The sequence below is a fragment of the Reticulibacter mediterranei genome (assembly GCF_016587455.1).
On sequence record NZ_BNJK01000001.1, the window covers coordinates 8274361 to 8292753 of the forward strand.

At 51.2% G+C, this 18393-nt stretch carries 17 protein-coding genes and 1 pseudogene; 10 read left to right on the plus strand and 8 right to left on the minus strand.

The genetic code is table 11. The annotated features are described in order from the left end of the window. Positions 1–79 precede the first annotated feature (79 nt). Complete coding sequence (locus K3T83_RS35410; RefSeq protein WP_220207623.1) at positions 80–1399, minus strand: glucose-1-phosphate adenylyltransferase; 1320 nt, start codon at positions 1397–1399, stop codon at positions 80–82. Between the two features lie 174 nt (positions 1400–1573). Between K3T83_RS35410 and K3T83_RS35415 the strand changes: the two genes are divergently transcribed. Beyond that, positions 1574–3052, plus strand: a complete 1479-nt coding sequence (locus K3T83_RS35415; protein WP_220207624.1) for a glycogen synthase — start codon at positions 1574–1576, stop codon at positions 3050–3052. Here K3T83_RS35415 and K3T83_RS35420 read toward each other — a convergent pair. Together K3T83_RS35420 and K3T83_RS35425 are read right to left on the minus strand one after the other, a co-directional pair. Continuing rightward, positions 3049–3705 (minus strand): DNA alkylation repair protein, encoded by a 657-nt coding sequence (locus K3T83_RS35420; RefSeq protein ID WP_220207625.1) that lies wholly within the window; start codon positions 3703–3705, stop codon positions 3049–3051. The genes K3T83_RS35415 and K3T83_RS35420 overlap by 4 nt on opposite strands. Before the next feature lie 261 nt (positions 3706–3966). Continuing rightward, entirely contained in the window at positions 3967–4128 is a 162-nt protein-coding gene (locus tag K3T83_RS35425) for a DNA alkylation repair protein (protein WP_220207626.1), read from the minus strand. 186 nt (positions 4129–4314) lie between these two features. Between K3T83_RS35425 and K3T83_RS35430 the strand changes: the two genes are divergently transcribed. The 3 genes from K3T83_RS35430 (at position 4315) to K3T83_RS35440 (ending at position 8351) form a co-directional block, all read left to right on the plus strand. Then, the gene (locus tag K3T83_RS35430; protein WP_220207627.1) at positions 4315–5106 is read left to right on the plus strand and encodes a hypothetical protein; all 792 of its coding nucleotides are present in this window, start codon (positions 4315–4317) and stop codon (positions 5104–5106) included. Between the two features lie 385 nt (positions 5107–5491). Continuing rightward, entirely contained in the window at positions 5492–6571 is a 1080-nt protein-coding gene (locus K3T83_RS35435) for an energy-coupling factor transporter transmembrane component T (RefSeq protein WP_220207628.1), read from the plus strand. Between the two features lie 19 nt (positions 6572–6590). Continuing rightward, positions 6591–8351, plus strand: a complete 1761-nt coding sequence (locus K3T83_RS35440; protein WP_220207629.1) for an ABC transporter ATP-binding protein — start codon at positions 6591–6593, stop codon at positions 8349–8351. 9 nt (positions 8352–8360) lie between these two features. On the opposite strand, the gene K3T83_RS35445 is transcribed toward K3T83_RS35440, so the two are convergent. Next, the gene (locus K3T83_RS35445) at positions 8361–8870 is read right to left on the minus strand and encodes an Lrp/AsnC family transcriptional regulator (protein WP_220207630.1); all 510 of its coding nucleotides are present in this window, start codon (positions 8868–8870) and stop codon (positions 8361–8363) included. A gap of 82 nt (positions 8871–8952) precedes the next feature. On the opposite strand from K3T83_RS35445, the gene K3T83_RS35450 reads away from it, so the two are divergent. Next, positions 8953–9822, plus strand: a complete 870-nt coding sequence (locus tag K3T83_RS35450; protein ID WP_220207631.1) for an EamA family transporter — start codon at positions 8953–8955, stop codon at positions 9820–9822. A 7-nt stretch (positions 9823–9829) separates the two neighbouring features. Here K3T83_RS35450 and K3T83_RS35455 read toward each other — a convergent pair whose 3' ends face one another. Next, a complete protein-coding gene (locus K3T83_RS35455; RefSeq protein ID WP_220207632.1) occupies positions 9830–10720 on the minus strand; it encodes a serine/threonine protein kinase in 891 nt (296 codons plus the stop codon). A gap of 450 nt (positions 10721–11170) precedes the next feature. Between K3T83_RS35455 and K3T83_RS56530 the strand changes: the two are divergent. Beyond that, a pseudogene (locus K3T83_RS56530) lies at positions 11171–12153 on the plus strand (glucokinase). A gap of 226 nt (positions 12154–12379) precedes the next feature. Continuing rightward, a complete protein-coding gene (locus tag K3T83_RS35470) occupies positions 12380–12682 on the plus strand; it encodes a hypothetical protein (RefSeq protein ID WP_220207635.1) in 303 nt (100 codons plus the stop codon). Positions 12683–12792: 110 nt separating this feature from the next. On the opposite strand, the gene K3T83_RS35475 is transcribed toward K3T83_RS35470, so the two are convergent. Next, the gene (locus tag K3T83_RS35475; protein WP_220207636.1) at positions 12793–13023 is read right to left on the minus strand and encodes a CBS domain-containing protein; all 231 of its coding nucleotides are present in this window, start codon (positions 13021–13023) and stop codon (positions 12793–12795) included. A 23-nt stretch (positions 13024–13046) separates the two neighbouring features. After that, positions 13047–13916, minus strand: a complete 870-nt coding sequence (locus K3T83_RS35480; RefSeq protein ID WP_220207637.1) for a site-2 protease family protein — start codon at positions 13914–13916, stop codon at positions 13047–13049. Positions 13917–14497: 581 nt separating this feature from the next. Between K3T83_RS35480 and K3T83_RS35485 the strand changes: the two genes are divergently transcribed. The 3 genes from K3T83_RS35485 to K3T83_RS35495 all read left to right on the plus strand — a co-directional run bounded on the left by K3T83_RS35485 (position 14498) and on the right by K3T83_RS35495 (position 15977). Continuing rightward, positions 14498–14737 (plus strand): helix-turn-helix domain-containing protein, encoded by a 240-nt coding sequence (locus tag K3T83_RS35485; RefSeq protein WP_220207638.1) that lies wholly within the window; start codon positions 14498–14500, stop codon positions 14735–14737. Between the two features lie 269 nt (positions 14738–15006). Then, the gene (locus tag K3T83_RS35490) at positions 15007–15711 is read left to right on the plus strand and encodes a YjbE family putative metal transport protein (protein WP_220207639.1); all 705 of its coding nucleotides are present in this window, start codon (positions 15007–15009) and stop codon (positions 15709–15711) included. 8 nt (positions 15712–15719) lie between these two features. Beyond that, on the plus strand, positions 15720–15977 hold the full coding sequence (locus K3T83_RS35495; protein WP_220207640.1) for a YkgJ family cysteine cluster protein: 258 nt from the start codon (positions 15720–15722) through the stop codon (positions 15975–15977). Between the two features lie 4 nt (positions 15978–15981). Here the strand turns inward: K3T83_RS35495 and K3T83_RS35500 are convergent, their stop codons facing one another. Continuing rightward, positions 15982–18216, minus strand: a complete 2235-nt coding sequence (locus tag K3T83_RS35500) for a sensor histidine kinase (RefSeq protein WP_220207641.1) — start codon at positions 18214–18216, stop codon at positions 15982–15984. Positions 18217–18393: the final 177 nt, after the last annotated feature.

The window sequence follows — 18393 nt, forward strand, 5'->3', positions numbered from 1 at the left end:
TCTTGCGCATACGACGAACATCGAGCCCCTCCACTCTCTCGATCTAGAAGAAGTGGGGAGGCTCAATTTTTTTGTATTGTCAGGAGCGAGCATTTTCACGGCTGCGAGCGCGTTCGCGCTCCCAGCCGTGAGCAAAGGTGCGATCCTCAATCGTCTCGCCGCTTGCCAACGTATCGGTCGTGAAATCTTCCGGACGTAGATCGGTGCCAATTTTGCAGTTGCGCCCAACCTTGAGATGATCGGGAAGGCAGGTACGTTTGCCAATCAGCGTAATGCCGCTATTCAGGCGTGACGGCTCCAGCCTGTTCGGCGTCATATCGTCGCCTGTGCCAATCTGACAGTCCTTGCCAACTTCCACCTCTTTATCGAGAATCGCCCGATCAATGGTGCTGCCTGCCTTGATTACACAGTCGAACAGGATGATCGAGTCGCGCACGACCGCGCCCTCTTCAACGATCACGCCGGGCGAGAGAACGCTATGCTCGACCTGGCCCTTAATGATACAGCCATGCGAGATCAGGCTGCTGGTGATCTTTGCGGCACTGCGCACATGAGCTGGTGGACGCTCTTCACTACGGGTATGGATAACCCACGAAGGATCGTAGAGATCGAAGGCCGGTTTGTCGTCCAGCAGGGCCATATGGGCTTCCCAATATGATTGGATGGTGCCGACATCCTGCCAGTATCCGGCGAAGGGATAAGCAAAGACCCGTTCGCTGCGCTCGACCATTGTTGGGATAATATTGTGCCCGAAATCGGCACCTCCTGCTGCCTGGGCATTCTCCAGCAGGACGCGGGCCAGCGTATCCTTGTTAAACACGTAGATGCCCATCGATCCAAGCGTGCCGCGCGGCTGGCTCGGCTTCTCCTCGAATGAGACAACCTTGCCGGAAGCGTCGGTCTCCAGAATGCCGAAGCGGTGCCCTTCTTCAATCGGCACTATAACAGCTCCCAATGTGACATCGGCTCCATGCTGCTGATGAAAGGCGATCATCGGGCTGTAGTCCATGCGATAGATATGGTCGCCAGCCAGGATCAGCACGTAATCGCATTGCTCCTCCATAATGAAGCCGAGATTTTGATAGACTGCATCGGCGGTTCCTTGATACCAATCGGATTCGAGGTGGCCGATATACGGTTGCAGCAGGTGAATGCCCCCTTTTTGCCGGTCCAGATCCCAGGGTTTGCCAATACCAATATGATCATGCAGCGAATGAGGACGATATTGTGTCAGAACGGCGACATCCGTAATCCCTGAGTTGACGCAGTTGCTCAGGGCAAAATCGATAATGCGGTACTTGCCAGCGAACGGAACCGCCGGTTTTGCTCGTTTTTGCGAGAGCAAGCTTAATCGTTCGCCCTGCCCTCCAGCCAGAATAACTGCCAATACTTTGCTCATAGTGCCATGCATCCTTCCTGTTGGGAGTTCGTTCTCCCTGTGTACTCACAGAGGATATGGCCTATTATATCTTCTCAGCGTGGCAAGCGGTGTCAGTTTTGCCTGCAAATGTTCCCACTCCAGAGAGAGGTGATATGATGTGGGATATATTTCTCTGAATCTGGAGAAGATGTTATGACGAATACGAAGGCACTCAAGGTTCTGATGGTTGCGACGGAGGCGGTCCCCTTCGCGAAGGAGGGCGGCGTCGGCGATGTGTTGGGGAGCCTGCCGCTAGAACTGGCGGCACTGGGCCATGATGTGCGCATCTTTCTGCCGCGTTACGGCACAATTGATCGCGCCCACTGGAGCCTGCAACATACCGGCGTTGAATACACGCTCAACATTGCTGGTGGAAACCAGACCTTCTCGATCTGGCGCACCACATTCCCCAATTCATCGGTCACAGTTTATTTTCTGGAACATGACCCGTTCTTTGGCTGGCATCAACGGATCTATCTTGGACTGGATCAGATCGACGAGCAGCGCCGCTTTCTCCTCTTTTGTCGCGGCCTGCTGGCAACGCTGCCACTGCTGGGCTTTTCCCCTGATATCATCCATCTCAATGACTGGCAGACCGCTCCCTGTGCCGCCTATCTGCGTACCGCGTACCGCCATCTGTTGCGGCGGGGAGAGACGCGCATCGTCTATACCATCCACAACCTGCAATATCAGGGCCGCTGGAGTCCATATATTCTCGATGAGGCCGGGCTGGATCGGGCGCAGGTCTTTCTGCCCGATGGCCTGGAGTTCTGGGGCGATGTCAACTGGATGAAGGCCGGGATCGTCTATTCTGATGTGCTGACCACCGTTTCGCATCGTTATGCTGAAGAGATTCAGACGCTCGATTATGGTTGGAGCCTCGATGAAGTGCTGTTTCAGCGCCACACTCGTATCTTCGGCATCCCCAATGGTCTCGATTGGCAAAGCTGGAACCCTGCTACCGATAGCGCTCTAACAGCTCAATATACAACGGAGAATGCTCTGGAGGCGAAAAGGCAGAATCGCACGGCGCTGCGACAAGAATTCGGCCTGCCAGATCGCTCCAATTGGCCGCTGTTGGGGATCGTCAGCCGACTCGTGGATCAGAAGGGATTTGATCTGCTTGCCAGCATCGCTCAAGAACTGCGCAATTTGCCGTTGCAGCTTGTCATTCTTGGCACAGGACAGTCGCAATATGAACGCTTGTTTCGCGAATTGGCGGCAAGCACCGACAATGTGCGGGCGCGGATCGGCTTTGATGTCGCCCTGTCGCGCCGCATCTATAGCGGGGCCGATTTCTTTCTGATGCCCAGTGCCTTTGAGCCGGGCGGACTTGGACAACTCATCGCGCTGCGGTATGGCACCTTGCCCATCGTGCATGCGACCGGCGGCCTGGCCGATACGGTTGCAGATCTGGATGCCCATCCCGATACAGGCAATGGTGTGAGCTTCATCCCCTATACATCTGATGCGCTGCTCGACGCTCTTCAAAGGGCGCTACAGCTCTATGGGCAACAGGAGCTATGGCCCGAGCTGATCACACGCGCAATGGCATATAATTCATGCTGGTCAACCAGTGCCAGAGCCTATAGTGATCTGTATCAGCGCGTCTTACGCCTCCCGCCAATCTAATATTGAGAAAGTTCTTTTAGTGCGTCTTTCGCTATCCAGCGTGCAGCCTTAGAATCTATCTGAGCAATGACCTCTGCCTGCTGGATAGCCAGAGTGCGCAAATGACTATTGCGCTTCCCCATCTGTCGTAATGCCCAGCTGACGCCCTTCTTGACGAAATTGCGCTCGTCTGTCGCATATTGTTGGATTAATGGGAAGAACGGTAAAAACGCCTCGTCCAATGCTTTTTTATCGTGAACGGCGAGGTAGGCCATGATCACAAAACCGGCCCGGCGCACAAATTCGCGTTCTCGATGGCACCATTCACGAGATTTCTCGTAGGCGCAGGGCGTTTTGTCAAACAGATTGCCGCACACCTGATCGCAGACATCCCAACTATCGAAATCGTTGACCCACTCCTCCATCTGTTGTGGTGAGACGCGTCGAGGCTCATCGATCATCGAGGCTAATATTCTGACCTCGTGAATGCCTGTACTCCATAGTTCTGTTGCCAGGGTGTGGTTCTTCCCTGTTTCTCTTGCCAACTTGCGCAATACGGGAATATTGATCCCCAACGCGTGAGCTGGATTGACGCCAAATCTGGCCATCCCTTGAATGACTTCTGGATTGGACTGTTCCTGTAATCTGGCGAGGATCTGGTCACGTGTTAACATACTACACCTTTTTTATGATAAATTTTAACAAAATAGTTATTTCCTCAGAAATTTGTAGTGGCGCAGTTTATCGTGCCTGATCCACCATTCAGATGTGTTACCAGCACGATAATGGTTTTTAACAAGCAAAAAGAGACTTCTCATTGTTATCGATCTCGGTTGTTAAAATTCATAATCGCGCAACTACGATAGTAGAGGAGATTATACTAAAATTTGTTGTAATCCACAATAGCGTTATTGCAAACTATTAAGTAATTACCGTTAAAAAATTAAGATGCGCAAATGGCTATTGCGCTTTCCCATCTGTCGCAGTGCCCAGTTGACGCCCTTCTTGACGAAATTGCGCTCATCTCTGCTGGAGCTTTTTGATATCATAGGCGCATTCTTAATAGTAGGAACGTAGTAAGAACGTGTCGACAGCATATGATGTATTCAATCAGTAAAATTTTCCTTTATCCCGCTAAAAAAGATGATGATCTATGATAGAATACGACTAACCCCCTTAAAAAAGAGATCCCGATGTTAGTGCTATTCATGTACTATCTATAAGGAGTACCACCCATACACCAGGAGCAACACCCGTTTTTACCAGATTGAAAGGAGTTGAGTATGCCAAAACCAGGAGATGTTCCACGTTCAAGAGATGTTTCACAGTCAAAAACTTATAATACAGGTGAATGGGATGGATACAAGATCTCTGCCACCGCGTCTGGTAGTGAGCGGAGTTCCCCTCCACCAGGTGTACCGCATCAAGGTTTTGTCGAGGGAGCCTTGGAGCAATTGGAGCGATTGAACCTTAGAGGGGGTTCCTCTCGCGGCGATGCAAAGGGCAAGGAATCCGATAAAATGGAAGAGATGATTGAAGAGAATATTTGGTATAACGTGTGGGAATGGCATAACCTGTTGTGTTTGGATTTCAATGAGCAGAATAAACAAATAAGTAATAAACGCGTAAAAGTAAATGCAGACATACGCAATGCAAAGAAAATGGAAGAAAAGGATAAAATATCGAAAGAAGCAGCTAAAGAAATATATAAAGAAGGTGAGTCGCGGTTATTAAAACTTGATAATGAGGAAGAAGGAGTAGATCACAACCGAAAGTATCTGGAAGAAATAAAAATCATTTATCTATTCATGGCTAACAATGGATATAAAATAACCAAGGTACATTTTAGCCCAAAATTTGCTGCACAGAAAATGTTAGGACCTTTTTCAATAGATACCAATATTAAACGCGATTTAGAGGAAATCGGAGTAAAAGTAGATGAAGATGAAACTGCGGGCAGGACAACCATCTCCTTTGATCTCGAAAGAAAAAGTTTGAGGAGATTGAAAAGTAAATTAATGGAGATTGCAGGCACCATTCTTGATAAGAAACTTGATAAGAAACATTCGGTGTAACAGAATGAAGGGTTAAGCTAAACAGATATTTTGTGAGTAATATTCAAAACAGTTCTGAGATAGGGTATGCTTCCCATCGTTGCCGTTCTTGTACCCTCATCATGAGATTGTGCCGGTTCTCATCACATCTTGTGGCGTGTTCCCCACATGGCGAACGAACGTTTCACTGTGCGCCTGTCTTATCTCCTCCATGTTTGTGATGCTATACGAGGAAAAAATGGTGATGAGGTCGCAATTTTTTGAGGCTACGCGGTCAAATCATATATATTCCTGATTGTATTGAGGTCATCTCTCTATGCTCAATCTTCTGTATATGTGCAGGGGCGCATTGAGAATATATCAGGTATAATATCGGTATATGTCAGAACTGAGGAGGCATTTATCTTTGAGCAGCAATAACTTTATCATGCAGGATGCACTATTCTTGCAACCTCCACCGGGGAAGCGCTACGTTCGCTCGTTTCTCTTCTCGCGGCGGATCGATGCTCCCTTTGCCCGGGTTCATCTGATTGCACGCGTCATACTGGTTCTGTGCCTATCAATCGCGCAACTGCGGACGATTGATACGCTGGCTCCCGATCCAATCGGTGCGGGCCTGCTCTGGGTGGTCTCTGCCCTTCTGTTTCTGACGAGTGGCATGAATATGCGGATGGCGCGTCTCTATGTGTTGCTAACCATCCCGGCACTGTTCAGCCTGTTTCTGACCTGGGCCCTGTTCAATCCCGTTCCTGGCAAGCTCATTCTCATCCAGTGGCCCATTTACTCCGGGCAACTCGCGCTTGGGCTGGCTGCGTGGCAGGCGATCTGGCTTGCAATTGTGGTGGGCTATTTTCTGTGGACGCGCAAATTCACCACAGGTATTCTGCTGGCGACTGCTGTAGCCTTGCTTCTGCCGCACTTCGTCGCGCTACCGGAGTGGACATTCGCCCGTGTGCCGTTCTTTCATCCTCTCACGATGCTGATCAGTGATCGCGGCCTGTTGGTGGCCGTAACGAAGGTGATCGGCTATTCCGGCATGGTCTTCTCGACGATTGCCCTGGTGGTGACGGGGCGTGATGCCGAATTGATCGGAACGTTGCGCCAGTTGCGCCTCCCTCAGCCTGTGATCTTCTTCTTGAGCACCGTTTTTCGTGCCCTTGATCTGGCTCTGGCCGACTACGAAACGATTCGTCAGGCGCAGATCGCCCGCGCTATTAACGCCCGCCCGAAGAGCTTCTTTCGCCTGTTACGCGACCTCGCCAGCATCGCGGTTCCCCTGGTGGCGATGATGATTCGGCGTTCCAGCGAAATTGGCGATGCTTTGTTAGCGCGCGGTTATACTCTGGGACGCTCCAGCGCCGATTTCTATGAGACAAGTCCCTGGCGTCTCATCGACTGGCTGATCCTGGCATTCAGCCTTATGTTGCTGTATCTGGCGATTGGTCCACACCTGAATCTCACGACTCTGGTGCAAAAGTGGTTCTAGCATTGAAGGGAAGCAAATTATGTCCGCAGCAGTAGCCGTATCTGGTTTATGGTGGCGCTATCCATTGTTTAGCGAACATGTGCAACCTCATCCCTGGACGTTGCGCGATGTGACATTTCAAATAGAGCAGGGCGAGTGCTTTGGCATCACCGGTCCAAGCGGCGCGGGAAAGACGACGCTGTGCCGTACGTTGATCGGGATTCTCCCCTATAGTGCGCGGCTGACCGACGAACAACTGCCTCAACATTTTCGTGGCAGCATTGATATTCTGGGTGAGCCGGTCAACGCGCACACAGCCAGCACGAATAAGATTGGCATGGTCTTGCAAGACCCGGAGAATCAATTCTTGCGCATGAGCCTCCTGCACGAGCTGGGGCTGGGGTTGCAATTGCAAGGCGTGCCACGCGAGGAAATTCTGCAACGTGGCTACGAAGCGCTCTCTCAGGTCGGTCTGGAGCGTCTCTGGCATGGTGCAGCCTATATTCACCCCGCCGATCTTTCCGGTGGACAAAAGCAGCGTGTTGCCATTGCCGCGTTCCTCGCCATGCGCCCCCAGGTCTTGATCCTCGACGAGCCAACCAGCGACCTGGACCCTGTTGGCAAGCGCGAAGTGATTGAGACGATTGCGCGTCTGCGTCGGGACTATCGCATCACCGTTATTCTGGTGGAACAAGACCCGGAGATTCTCTCGACCTTCTGTGATCGCATCGCCCTGTTGCACGAGGGACGCGTTGAATTGGTGGCACCGCCCGCTCGTTTTTATGCCGAGCGCACTGTACTGGAGCAGTGCGGTGCTTCGGTCGGCGAATTGACGCGCATCTCCTGGCACACAGGCTACCGCTACGATGGGCGTCCTCCTCTGACGCTCCGGGAAGGCGTCAGCACTTTTGCACCCATTGTGGCTCAGTATGGCTCCGTTTCCCAACCACAGCTAGAGCCATCGGGGATGGGAGAGCCGGCTGTGCAGGCTGAGCAGGTCTGGTATCACTACGAAGACGGCACCACCGCGCTCAAGGGCGTTGATCTGACATTGCGCCGGGGAGAGATGCTGGCCCTGCTTGGACCCAATGGGAGTGGCAAGACAACGTTTGCCAAGATTCTCGCAGGCATCTATCGCAGCAGCCGAGGGCGCGTAACGGTTCAGGGGCAGGATCTCGCCTCCAAACGTGTACGTAAACATTTGCCCGGCACCGTTGGTTATGTCTTCCAGAATCCCGACCATCAACTCTTCTGTCGTAAGGTGAGCGACGAGATCGAGTTTGGCTTGAAGAACCTGGGGGTTCCATCTGCGCAGCGCCGTGAGAGGGTGGCGGCGACGTTGCAGGCTGTTGGTCTGGTGAGCGAGGCGGAGGAAGACCCTCTCTTTTTGAGCAAGGGTCAGCGACAACGTTTGGCAGTGGCGGCTGTGCTGGCGATGGGACCGGAGATCCTGATTGTGGACGAGCCAACCACCGGGCAGGACGCCCGTTCTATCGCGGGCATCATGGGCCTGCTCTGCGACCTTCAGCGCCAGGGCAAGACCATACTGATCATCACGCATGATATGACGCTGGTTGCCGAATATTGCCAGCGCGTCGTCTCCTTCCGTGATGGAGAGGTGGCTTTTACTGGCACTCCCGCCCGACTGTTTCACGATCAAGATGCCTTGCAGCGTACCGGACTACGACCACCAGCTTCGGCGGCGCTTGCTGCTCTGCTCAACCAGGAAAGGGCGGTTTTGCCACCATTGATTACCGTCGAGGATTGGGTGCAAGAACTGGGCGTGCAGAGCCTGGCCTGACTCGTCGCTCTATTCAAGCGCTGCGTCTTCTGGCAAGGGCGGAGGGCGCAGCGGGACGGGCGACGATTGGATAATGCTGGTTGTCGTTGTGCCATAGAGGAGAAAGCCGTCCAGCAGCCGATCAAGCTGATCGATGGCGGGAATGTGGACCTTGAGAACGAAGCAATCTTCTCCCGTCACGCGATGACACTCCACCACTTCGGGGATTTGCTGCGCCAGTTCAGCGACTTTGGGCAATTGACCTGGATCGGGACGGATGCGGATATAGGCCGCAATTGGCAGCCCAAGCGCGACGGGGTTGAGGTCCAGGCGATAGCCGCGAATCACGCCGGACTCTTCCAGACGCCGAACCCGCTCGGTCACAGCTGGTGACGACATCCCAACGCGCCTCCCAAGCTCAGACATGGTTAAGCGCGGGTCACGCTGAAGCTCTTCCAGTATTCGCAGATTGACCGCATCGATCTCGCCATGCAGTGATGTGTAAGCGAAAAGCTGTTTTTTCTTCAAAGTTTGATCCATAGCGCCTCTACCTCGTTAAAGTTGCCATGTACGTTTTCTGATTTGCATTATACCATAAAAGAAAACGCAATCAGGAGGTGTTATGGATCAAGCGAAAAGAGCAAACGTGGTGGCGGCCAGGGTTCCGCCGCATTTCTTCTTTTTCATCAGTGCCATTTTTCACTATCTGGGACCGGCCTTTGCGGTGCTGCTCTTCTCCAATGTTTCAGTTCTTGGCGTGGCATGGTTTCGCATTGCCAGTGCCGCGTTTGTCTTTGCCATCTGGCGACGTCCCTGGCGTATGTTTGTGCAAATGTCCTGGACACAGCGGCGCATATTGATCGCATTGGGGAGCGTGCTGGCGTTGATGAACGTGTGCTTCTATGTGGCGATTTCGCGTGTCCCTTTAAGCACTGTTGGAGCCATTGAGTTTCTTGGTCCTATTGTGCTGGCGGCGCTGGGTGCGCGCACGCCGCGCAATATTACCGCGCTGGTTCTTGCCGCCAGCGGTGGCTGGTTGCTGACTGATGTACGGTTTAGCGGAGAACCGCTTGGCTTTCTCTTTGCCTTTGCCAATTGCGCTCTGTTTATGCTCTACGTCGTGCTGGGCCATCGTATCGCGCAGGATGGTGGCTCGGCTGGCATTGATCGGCTGGGGATGGCAATGCTGATCGCACTCGTCGTCGTTACTCCTATAGGCATTACCGGAGCTTTGCCAGCAATGACGCAACTCCCTCTCCTGTTGGCGGGCATCGGCGTTGGCATCTGCTCGTCAGTCATTCCTTATGTTTGTGATCAGCTGGCGATGGCCCGCTTGCCGCGTGCGACCTTTGCGCTTTTGCTCGCGCTGCTTCCGGCCTCTGCCACCATCATAGGTATCCTGGTCTTGCATCAATTGCCAACGCTGGTGGAGAGCCTGGGGATTCTCCTCGTCGCGGGTGGTATAGCGCTGCATCGCGAATCCGCAGCATAAGAGAGCATTAGATGCTCTTGAAGGGCAGAGGTGAAAGGAATTGGCGGCGAGGTTGCTGTTCTGGGGTATCTTGCTCGACGGCCCAGGCCAGGGCATCCGCGAATGCCTGTACATTCGTAAAGCGTGCAGAGATCTTTTTTGCCAGCGTCTTCATCACGACCTGTTCAATGAAGGGAGAGAGAGCCGGATTTTTCGTGCGCAGCGGTGGTGGCGGCACAGATAAATGCTGGTGGACGATCTCTTGAAAGTTGCCGGAGAACGGCTTCTCTCCGCAGAGCCATTCGTAGGCTACAATACCCAGAGCATATTGATCGCTGCTAGCATGTGGTTCCCCTTGCAGTTGTTCTGGCGCGGCATAGATGACGGTTCCCTCAAAGTTGCGCTGGCCCGAATGGAAGCTATGGGAGGCGATGGCGATACCGAAATCGTTGATTAAAAGTTCGTCATTGGCTCCCAGCAGCATGTTGTGTGGCTTGATGTCGCAATGAATGAAGTGGTTGTCATGGATATAGGTTAATCCGCTGGCTGCCTGCTTGATATAGGTAAAGACGGTGGTGGGAGGGAGGATGCTTCCCTTTGGATGGCGTTGCCGGAGCGTGCCATTGGGTGCATAGTCCATCACCAGATAGCCCCTGTCTCCATGCATGCCAAAATCGAGTAGCGAGACGATATGAGGATGGCGCAGGTTTGAGAGCATGCGGGCCTGCGCGAAAAACTTAGCCAGATCATCACCAATCAGCCGCTCGTTCAACAGCTTAATTGCCATTCGCCTGTGCTGTTCAGTATGCTCGGCCAGATAAATTTCCGATAGCTCACCCTGTTCCAGCAGGCATAGCAGGTGGTATGGGCCGATATGTTGATCTGTGAGATCAGCGTTTGAGCGAGGTATGGTCGTCAACTGTATCTCCTTAGAATAGATCCCCTGCTTCCTATCTCTGCTGTAAATTGTAATGGAAGCGTTGGGGTGTGTCAATTGGCCTCAGCTTGTCCGTATCCATAATAGTACTATGACTAACGTATTTTCTCAACTCAACCGTACCATTGCATTTTTCATATCTTGATGAGAGAACTGTATATTTGATGGAAGATATGCCGACAGTAGAAGGTATAAAGGCGTATAGACAGCGGTTTGCGGCTCTTTCTGAAACGTGCAGGTTTCCTTTTGTGATATCATGAAAGCGCTACTGGGATTTCACTGGTAGATGATGTCCCCGTTTTTTTGTGATTGAGTGAAGAATTCCAGTACGACCAATTTTTATTTTATTTTGATTTGTTCGTTGAATAATCGTGCGAATCTGTAGCGCAATAGAGATTACAGATCTCGCTTTCGTATAGCGGAGTGCTTGACATGCTACTTGCCGGTGACATTGGTGGAACCAAAACCAATCTAGCGATTTTTTCCATAAAGGATGAGCTACGTACACCTCTGAAAGAGGAAACATTTCCCAGCGCTCATTACGCAAGCCTGGCGGAACTCATCCGTGAATTTCTTGCCGATTCCACTTTTCCTATAGAGCGTGCTTGTTTTGGCGTGCCTGGACCGGTGATGGATGGCAAGGCAAAAATTACCAATCTGCCCTGGGTACTTGAAGAAGAGCAATTGCAGAACGAACTGGACATTCCTTCTGTCTGTCTGCTTAACGACCTGATGGCGATGGCGCATGCTGTACCGTTGTTAGAAGCTGCGGACCTGGCGACGTTGAATGTCGGTGAGCCGGAGACGCACGAGACAATGGCTGTTATCGCTCCCGGTACCGGTCTGGGTGAAGCTTTTCTGACCTGGGGAGGTAATTATTATTATGCGCACCCCTCTGAAGGGGACATACTGACTTTGCGCCAACCAATACGTTGGAGATTGGCCTGCTCCGCTATCTGCTGAATCATTTTGAGCATGTTAGCTATGAACAGGTCTGTTCCGGTATCGGTCTGCCGCATATATACGCATATTTAAAAGAGACGCAGCAGTTTACTGAACTGGCATGGGTCATTGAGAAGCTGGCCACAGTTGTTGACGGCAACCCCGTAATTTTTCAGGCAGCAATGGCGGAAGTTGATCAGTCGCCTCTGTGTGTTGCAACGCTCAAAACGTTCGCTGCGATCCTGGGGGCTGAAGCTGGCAATCTGGCTCTCAAGGTACTGGCAACCGGCGGGATCTATCTTGGCGGCGGCATACCTCCACGTATCCTCTCTTTCTTACAGGATGGTGGATTTATGCAGGCATTTAAGAATAAAGGGCGCTTCTCGACCCTGCTTTCACGTATTCCTGTGCATGTGATTCTCAACCCCAAAGTTGCTTTGCTTGGCGCTGCATATCACGGTTTTGAGATATAGAACTCCATCTATCTGCCCTGTCGTGCTGCTGATTTCCTTTTTGGGGTGTTGAACTCTCACTCATAGGGGGGAAGTTAGCAGCCTTCTTTTTTGCGATGTTGCGGCTGCCCTCTGCACCTATACTAAGATATGAACAACTGATACGACAGGCTTTATCCGCTAAGCGGGTTATGTATGGTCCTGGTTTGACCAGTCATACAGTTCCGTTCTTTGTGAAGAGAACCCGATGGAGGGAAGAGAAAGGATTGTTATGGGCAACGAGTATCAACGAGATCAGTCTCAGCAAGATCAATACGGAAACACCGATCAGTCTGACATGCCCCAACAGGATCAATATGGGAACCGGCAGGACCAGACCGGGATGCAACAGGATCAGTCTGGGGACCAGCAGGATCAGACCGGGATGTCTCAGCAAGATCAATATGGGAACACTGATCAGTCTGGGATGCAGCAAGATCAGTATGGGAATCAGCAGGATCAAACCGGAATGCAACAGAACCAGTATGGGAATCAGCAGGATCAAACTTAGCAGCAGCAAGATACTGGTCCTTGTGAGCGGCTCAAAGGTGTTGGGGTTGAGGTGAGATGTACCGCGCTTCTTATTTTCCCTCATTGAGAAGCGCGGCACGTTTTGTATTGTCATTGAATAGCCTGTTGTGTGCGTTTGTGTTGCAAATATGCAATAACCGATTCCAGGCTTAATACCCCCACAAGCAAGCCATCCTTCACAACTGGCACCAGATCGATATCGCGTGCCACCATTGATTGTAGCACGGCAGAAAGGGATTGATCCGGTGTTGCCACGAGCAACTGCTCTTTTAAGCGCATGCTGTAGCCAACGGGTGTTTTGCTCCAATGTTCGCGCGGCACCCGGTTAATCTCCATCAGCGTAATCAGGCCGGCGAGGTAGCCCCCTGGATTACAAACGCGCTGGAAAGCTGCAACGGATCAAAGTACTCATCGACGAGCTTCTGCAATGAAATGTTTGCTGGCACGGTGATCGCCGCAACATTCATGGCGCGTTGAACCGTGACTTCATGTAACGTTGTCTGAATCAATGCCTGCATATGGGTTGCCTGTGCCGCGCTGAGCAGAAACCAGCCGATGAAGATGGTCCATAGCCCATAAAAAAAGTAGCCGAAGAAGAAACTACCAATGCCCAGAACGATTAGCAGATAAGCACAGCCCTGACCTGCGAGCGTGGCTGAGCGCGCAGCCTGATGATAATTGCCACTGCTTTTCCAGAGGATAGCGCGGACAATACGACCACCATCGAGGGGAAAGCCGGGTAGAAGATTGAGCAGAGCAAGCGAGAGGTTAATAAATGCGAGATAATCAAGAACCGCTTCTTCAGGTGTCCCCGTGCCTGCGAAGGGTAACGCCAGTGCATAGGCTAGACCTGCAATCAGCAGATTAGTGCAAGGGCCGATTAGCGCGATCTGTAGCTCACTGCTCACGCTGCGTGGGGGCGATTCCAGATCCTCAATCCCTCCAAAAATGAAGAGCGTCATGCGTGCGATTTTGAGGCCGTGAGCCTGCGTGAGCCATGCATGGGCCAGTTCGTGGGTTAGGACGCTAACAAAAAAGAGCAGAGATGTAATGAGTGCTGTAATCCAATAGGTGCCACTCGTCCAGGTGGGAGCTAGCTGCACAAAGCGATCACCTGCCAGCGACCATGTGAGTAGTACCAGAATAATGAGCCAACCTGCGTGAATATAGAGATCAATGCCGGTGACTTTGCCAATCCGTAAGGAGCCAGGCATATTATTTTCCTCTTCCTCCAGATGCACGTCTGTTTGACGCACTCCACACGAGATGCTCAGGCGATAGATCCGCGTTGTTCGCCAGTTCTCGCCTGACCTTGATTATACGTCATGTTGGTGAAGTGAGGCTGTGAACTTGCTGAGACGAAACTGAGGATAGTTCCGTCTCTGAAACGATGGTAATATATCTCGCGTTCTATAGTGAGAAAGCTGATAAGAATCTCCCTAAGTATAAGAAAAGTACTTCACAAATTGGCTTATAACTGCTATATTGTTATATGAAGCACTTTTGTATGAATTGGTATCTGAAAAGCATCCTTGAGAACAAGCTAAATCGTCTTTGGGAAAAAGCAGGATGAAATAAGTAATGCCGCATTCTCAGTTTCGTTTCAGTCTTTTCTCAGTGTCAGTTCATGTGAAGAGCTTATGCTAGTACGAAACAGGCAGGTAGTCCTGGCAGGTGTTCGGTATGGATCTCTTTCTCGGAACATCTTTTTCGTTATGTTAGACGATGGTACGCTTTAAAATGGAAAAATGAGCGCATCTTCGACTTTTGCAAGTGAATCAGGAGGATTAATCTCATGGCGTATAACAGATCGCTGCTCGATGCAGAGACAACCGATAGCGGCGGACACGATGAGCTGCTCACAGTTCACGAAGTGGCGCGTCAGCTGCGCGTTGATGATACAACGGTTCGTCGCTGGATTAAAAATGGTGCATTAGAGGCGGTCACTTTACCACACCTCGGCAAGAGGCGCGGCTATCGCGTGCGCAAATTGACGCTCGATGCCCTGCTCAGCAGCTCTTCTTTACCAGCATAAGCGAGTGGATGCTTCCTGCGCCACCTAATTTAGTGCTTTTGATGCTCAGGCAGCAGGTGACAGTACCTGCTGCCTGACTTTACCCATTGCGAAAAGAAGATCTTCTATATATAATAAAAAGCAAGCTTTCTTAGTTTTCTTTCAGATTGGATTCAGCTAATGCTTAGAGCAATGTGCTATGATCAGTAAATATGCTGGTGGAGAAAAGCGAAAGGCTGCCGACGCTGTAAAGAGCGTCATTTTTTTCATGAGCTAAGGAGATATGTTTTATGTTGAGTTGGTTGGGACCACTAGGAGGTATCATTCTGGTCGATCTCGTTCTCAGTGGTGATAATGCGCTGGTCATTGGCGCAGCCGCCTCTAAATTGCCTCGGAAACAGCGTTGGCTCGCTATTTTGCTTGGTGGAGGTGGTGCTATTGTCTTGCGAATCGCGTTTGCCATTATCGCAACATTGCTGTTGCAGTTGCCCTTGCTCAAAGCCATTGGCGGCGCTCTGCTCATGATTATTGCCGTTCGCTTGTTGATGGATCGCAATACGGCGACTGATGGCAAGGGTGAGAAGCAGGAGGGAGAGAGTGGGGTAAAGCGTGGTTTCTTCCCGGCTTTGATGACGATTCTTGTTGCCGATGTAACGATGAGTTTGGATAATGTGCTGGCGGTGGGCGCTCTGGCGGCTGGCGAGCTGCTGGTTCTGGCAGTGGGCCTGGTGATCAGCATCCTTTTCTTGCTGGTGGGTAGTGCCTTGATTGCTGAACTGATTTCACGCCTCCCCTGGTTGCTGGATCTTGCCAGTCTGGTGCTTGGCTGGACGGCAGCCAATATGATTCTGGATGATATTAAGCTCGGCCCTGTGCTGGATCGTTTCCCCTGGACCGATTATGCTCTTCCCGCTGTGGCTATTGCGCTTATTCTTGCCGCCGATCTCTACTTGCGCTGGCGCGACCATCATAAGCAGAGTCCAGGCCATGTTTGAGGAGTTGTATGGAATGTCGTGCTGGTTGTGGTGCCTGTTGTATCGCGCCTTCTATCTCATCGCCGATCCCCGGAATGCCAGAGGGCAAACCAGCGGGGGGGCGCTGCATCCAATTGACGGAAGATAATCGCTGCAAGCTTTTTGGCAAACCCGAACGGCCTGCTGTCTGTTGCCAACTGCGCCCTTCAGAGGAGATGTGTGGCCGCACGTTTCAGGATGCCTTTCAATTTCTTATCACCCTGGAGCGTGCAACCAGACCGGAATAGTTTATTAAGAGCGTGGTAGCGAAAACCAGAAGGTCGAACCCTGACCAGGATAGCTTTCTACTCCCACCTCGCCTCCGTGTTCTTGAATGAGCGCTCGACAGACATGAAGGCCCAGACCGAAGCTCTTATTCGTTTTTTCTCCGCTATCTGTTGGCGTCGAGTGACGGTAAAAGCGATCCCAGACGCGCTGCTGGGCCTCTGGAGGAATGCCCCGTCCATGATCCTGCACCCAGACACGTATCTTCTGTTCCTCGATAGCCATACCAATATTCACTGGCGTCTCTTCGGGCGAATACTTAAAAGCGTTCAAGATATAGTTTGCGAGTACCTGACCAATGCGGTCTGCATCAGCACTGATCTGGACCGTTTGCTGTACGGGCAGATCCAGCACGAGTTTTCGTTCGGGGCGAGTAAATCGCATATCTTCCACTGTATCATGGATGATGGTAAGGAGATTGCAGGGTTGCAGAGTGATCGTTAACGTCCCATCAGCAATACGTGTGCTTTCCAACAGATCGTTAATCAGGCGTTCCTGCACGCGAATTTGGCGATGAGCCTGCTCTAGAGAGGTCTCTATTTTTGCGAGCGACGACGAATCTTTCGCCGGTTGATCGTGATGGCCTTGTATGTATCGATGGAAACGGCGCTGAGCCAGTTGGAGGTTGCCCTTGATGGCCGTAAGCGGGGTACGCAGCTCATGGCCGATGATACCTACCAGTAACTCGCGTTGCTTCTCCAGACCCTTTTGTTCCGCCATATCAAGCACGAAAAAGAGGCAACGGTCCGAGGTTTCTTCCAGGCGAATGCCGACCATCAGAACCGGCACTTGCTTGCCATCTTTCGTGATATATGCTTTCTCAAATGGTTTGCAGGCCCCCTGTTCAAGTAACTCGTGTGTGACCTGTTCGTGTAGTGAGAGATATTCTGGCGGCGTCATGGCTCGCCAGGAAAGTTGTCCAGCCAGTAGTTCTTCGCGGGTATATCCCACCAACGAGAGAAAAATATCGTTTGCTTCGAGGATCTGACCAGCCATCGTAGTTACAATAAGTCCAGTAACATTGGACTCAACCAACCGTTGTAGCTGTGTCTGATTGGCCTGGAGCGTTTCCTCTAGCTGCTTCCATTCAGAAATATCATTAAAGTGCAATGCAAGGCCGTTGGGAGATGGATAGGCGTGAATAACAAACCAGCGTTGCACACGTGGATCATAGGTTTCAAAGTGTACTGTTTGTTTATTTTGCATTGCCTGCCGTAAACTTGTTTCAAATACAGAATCAGGAGTATAAGGAGAGACCTCCCACAGCGACTTTCCCTGTAATTCGTCTCGTGTTTTCCCCATCATCTGAACTGTTCGTATATTTACATAGGTAAAACGCCATTCTTTATCCAGTTGTATCACTGCATCAGGGATACTTTCCAGCAGCGTGCTGACCCTCTCGTTGCTTGTCTGTAATAACTCTTCAGCCAGTTTCCGCTCCGTAATGTCGAGCGCCACTCCCAGCATACGCAGCGGTTGCCCCTGCTCATCATAGATTGGATGACCACGAATGAGTAGCCAGTGTTGTCCATCAGGCTCCAGTATGCGAATCTCTTTTGTGTAATTGGTGTGGGTGCGCACGGCTTGATTAGCGGCGTCAACACTGGCATGCCAATCGTCGGGATGGATCATATGTCTATAGTCGGCTACATTGACTGGCATGCCTGGTGGTGCAATAGCAGGCTTTGAGCGGTAGCTGGTGACGACATCTGATCGACCAGCAACGTTCCAGAACCAGATTCCAAGATCATTGGCAGCACTCGTCAATTGTATATATTCTTTATTTTCCTGCTCTATTCGTTTAGTCCCCGTAATGTCTTGATTCACTTCCAGCACAAGGGAGCGTTTACTGCTTGGATCGAAAATAAGTGTCTGGCGGCTATGCACGATGACCTGTTGGTCGTTACCATATCGTTGTCGTAATTCCCCTTGCCACTGCCCTTGCTCATTCAAGATCTCTTCATTGTTTACCTGCCCCATGAGCACCTGTGGTTGTAGAAGATGTACATAATTTTGTCCCAGCGCCTCCTGCGAACTTCTTCCGTAGAGTTTTTCTGCCTCATCATTCCATAAATAAATGCGTTGATTGTGGAAATCTCGCACTATGACGGCATCATGGGTGGTTTGAAAAAATAGGGAAGTTAAGAGGTCTAATGACACTTGCTCATCCTGGTGGTGTAGGGAAATATGACTGGCTTCCAAGCGCTGCCTCCTTTTTCAACCTGGTCGAACGACTACCTATTCATACCGAGGAGTAAGCGACACTATGCACCGGAGAGGTGATAGCTTTTCGACTATGATGTCGATAGCAAGTATAACATACTTACAAATAAAATGTTGACTATTTGCTTGAAATGATGTACTTGCTATCCTTCTCAG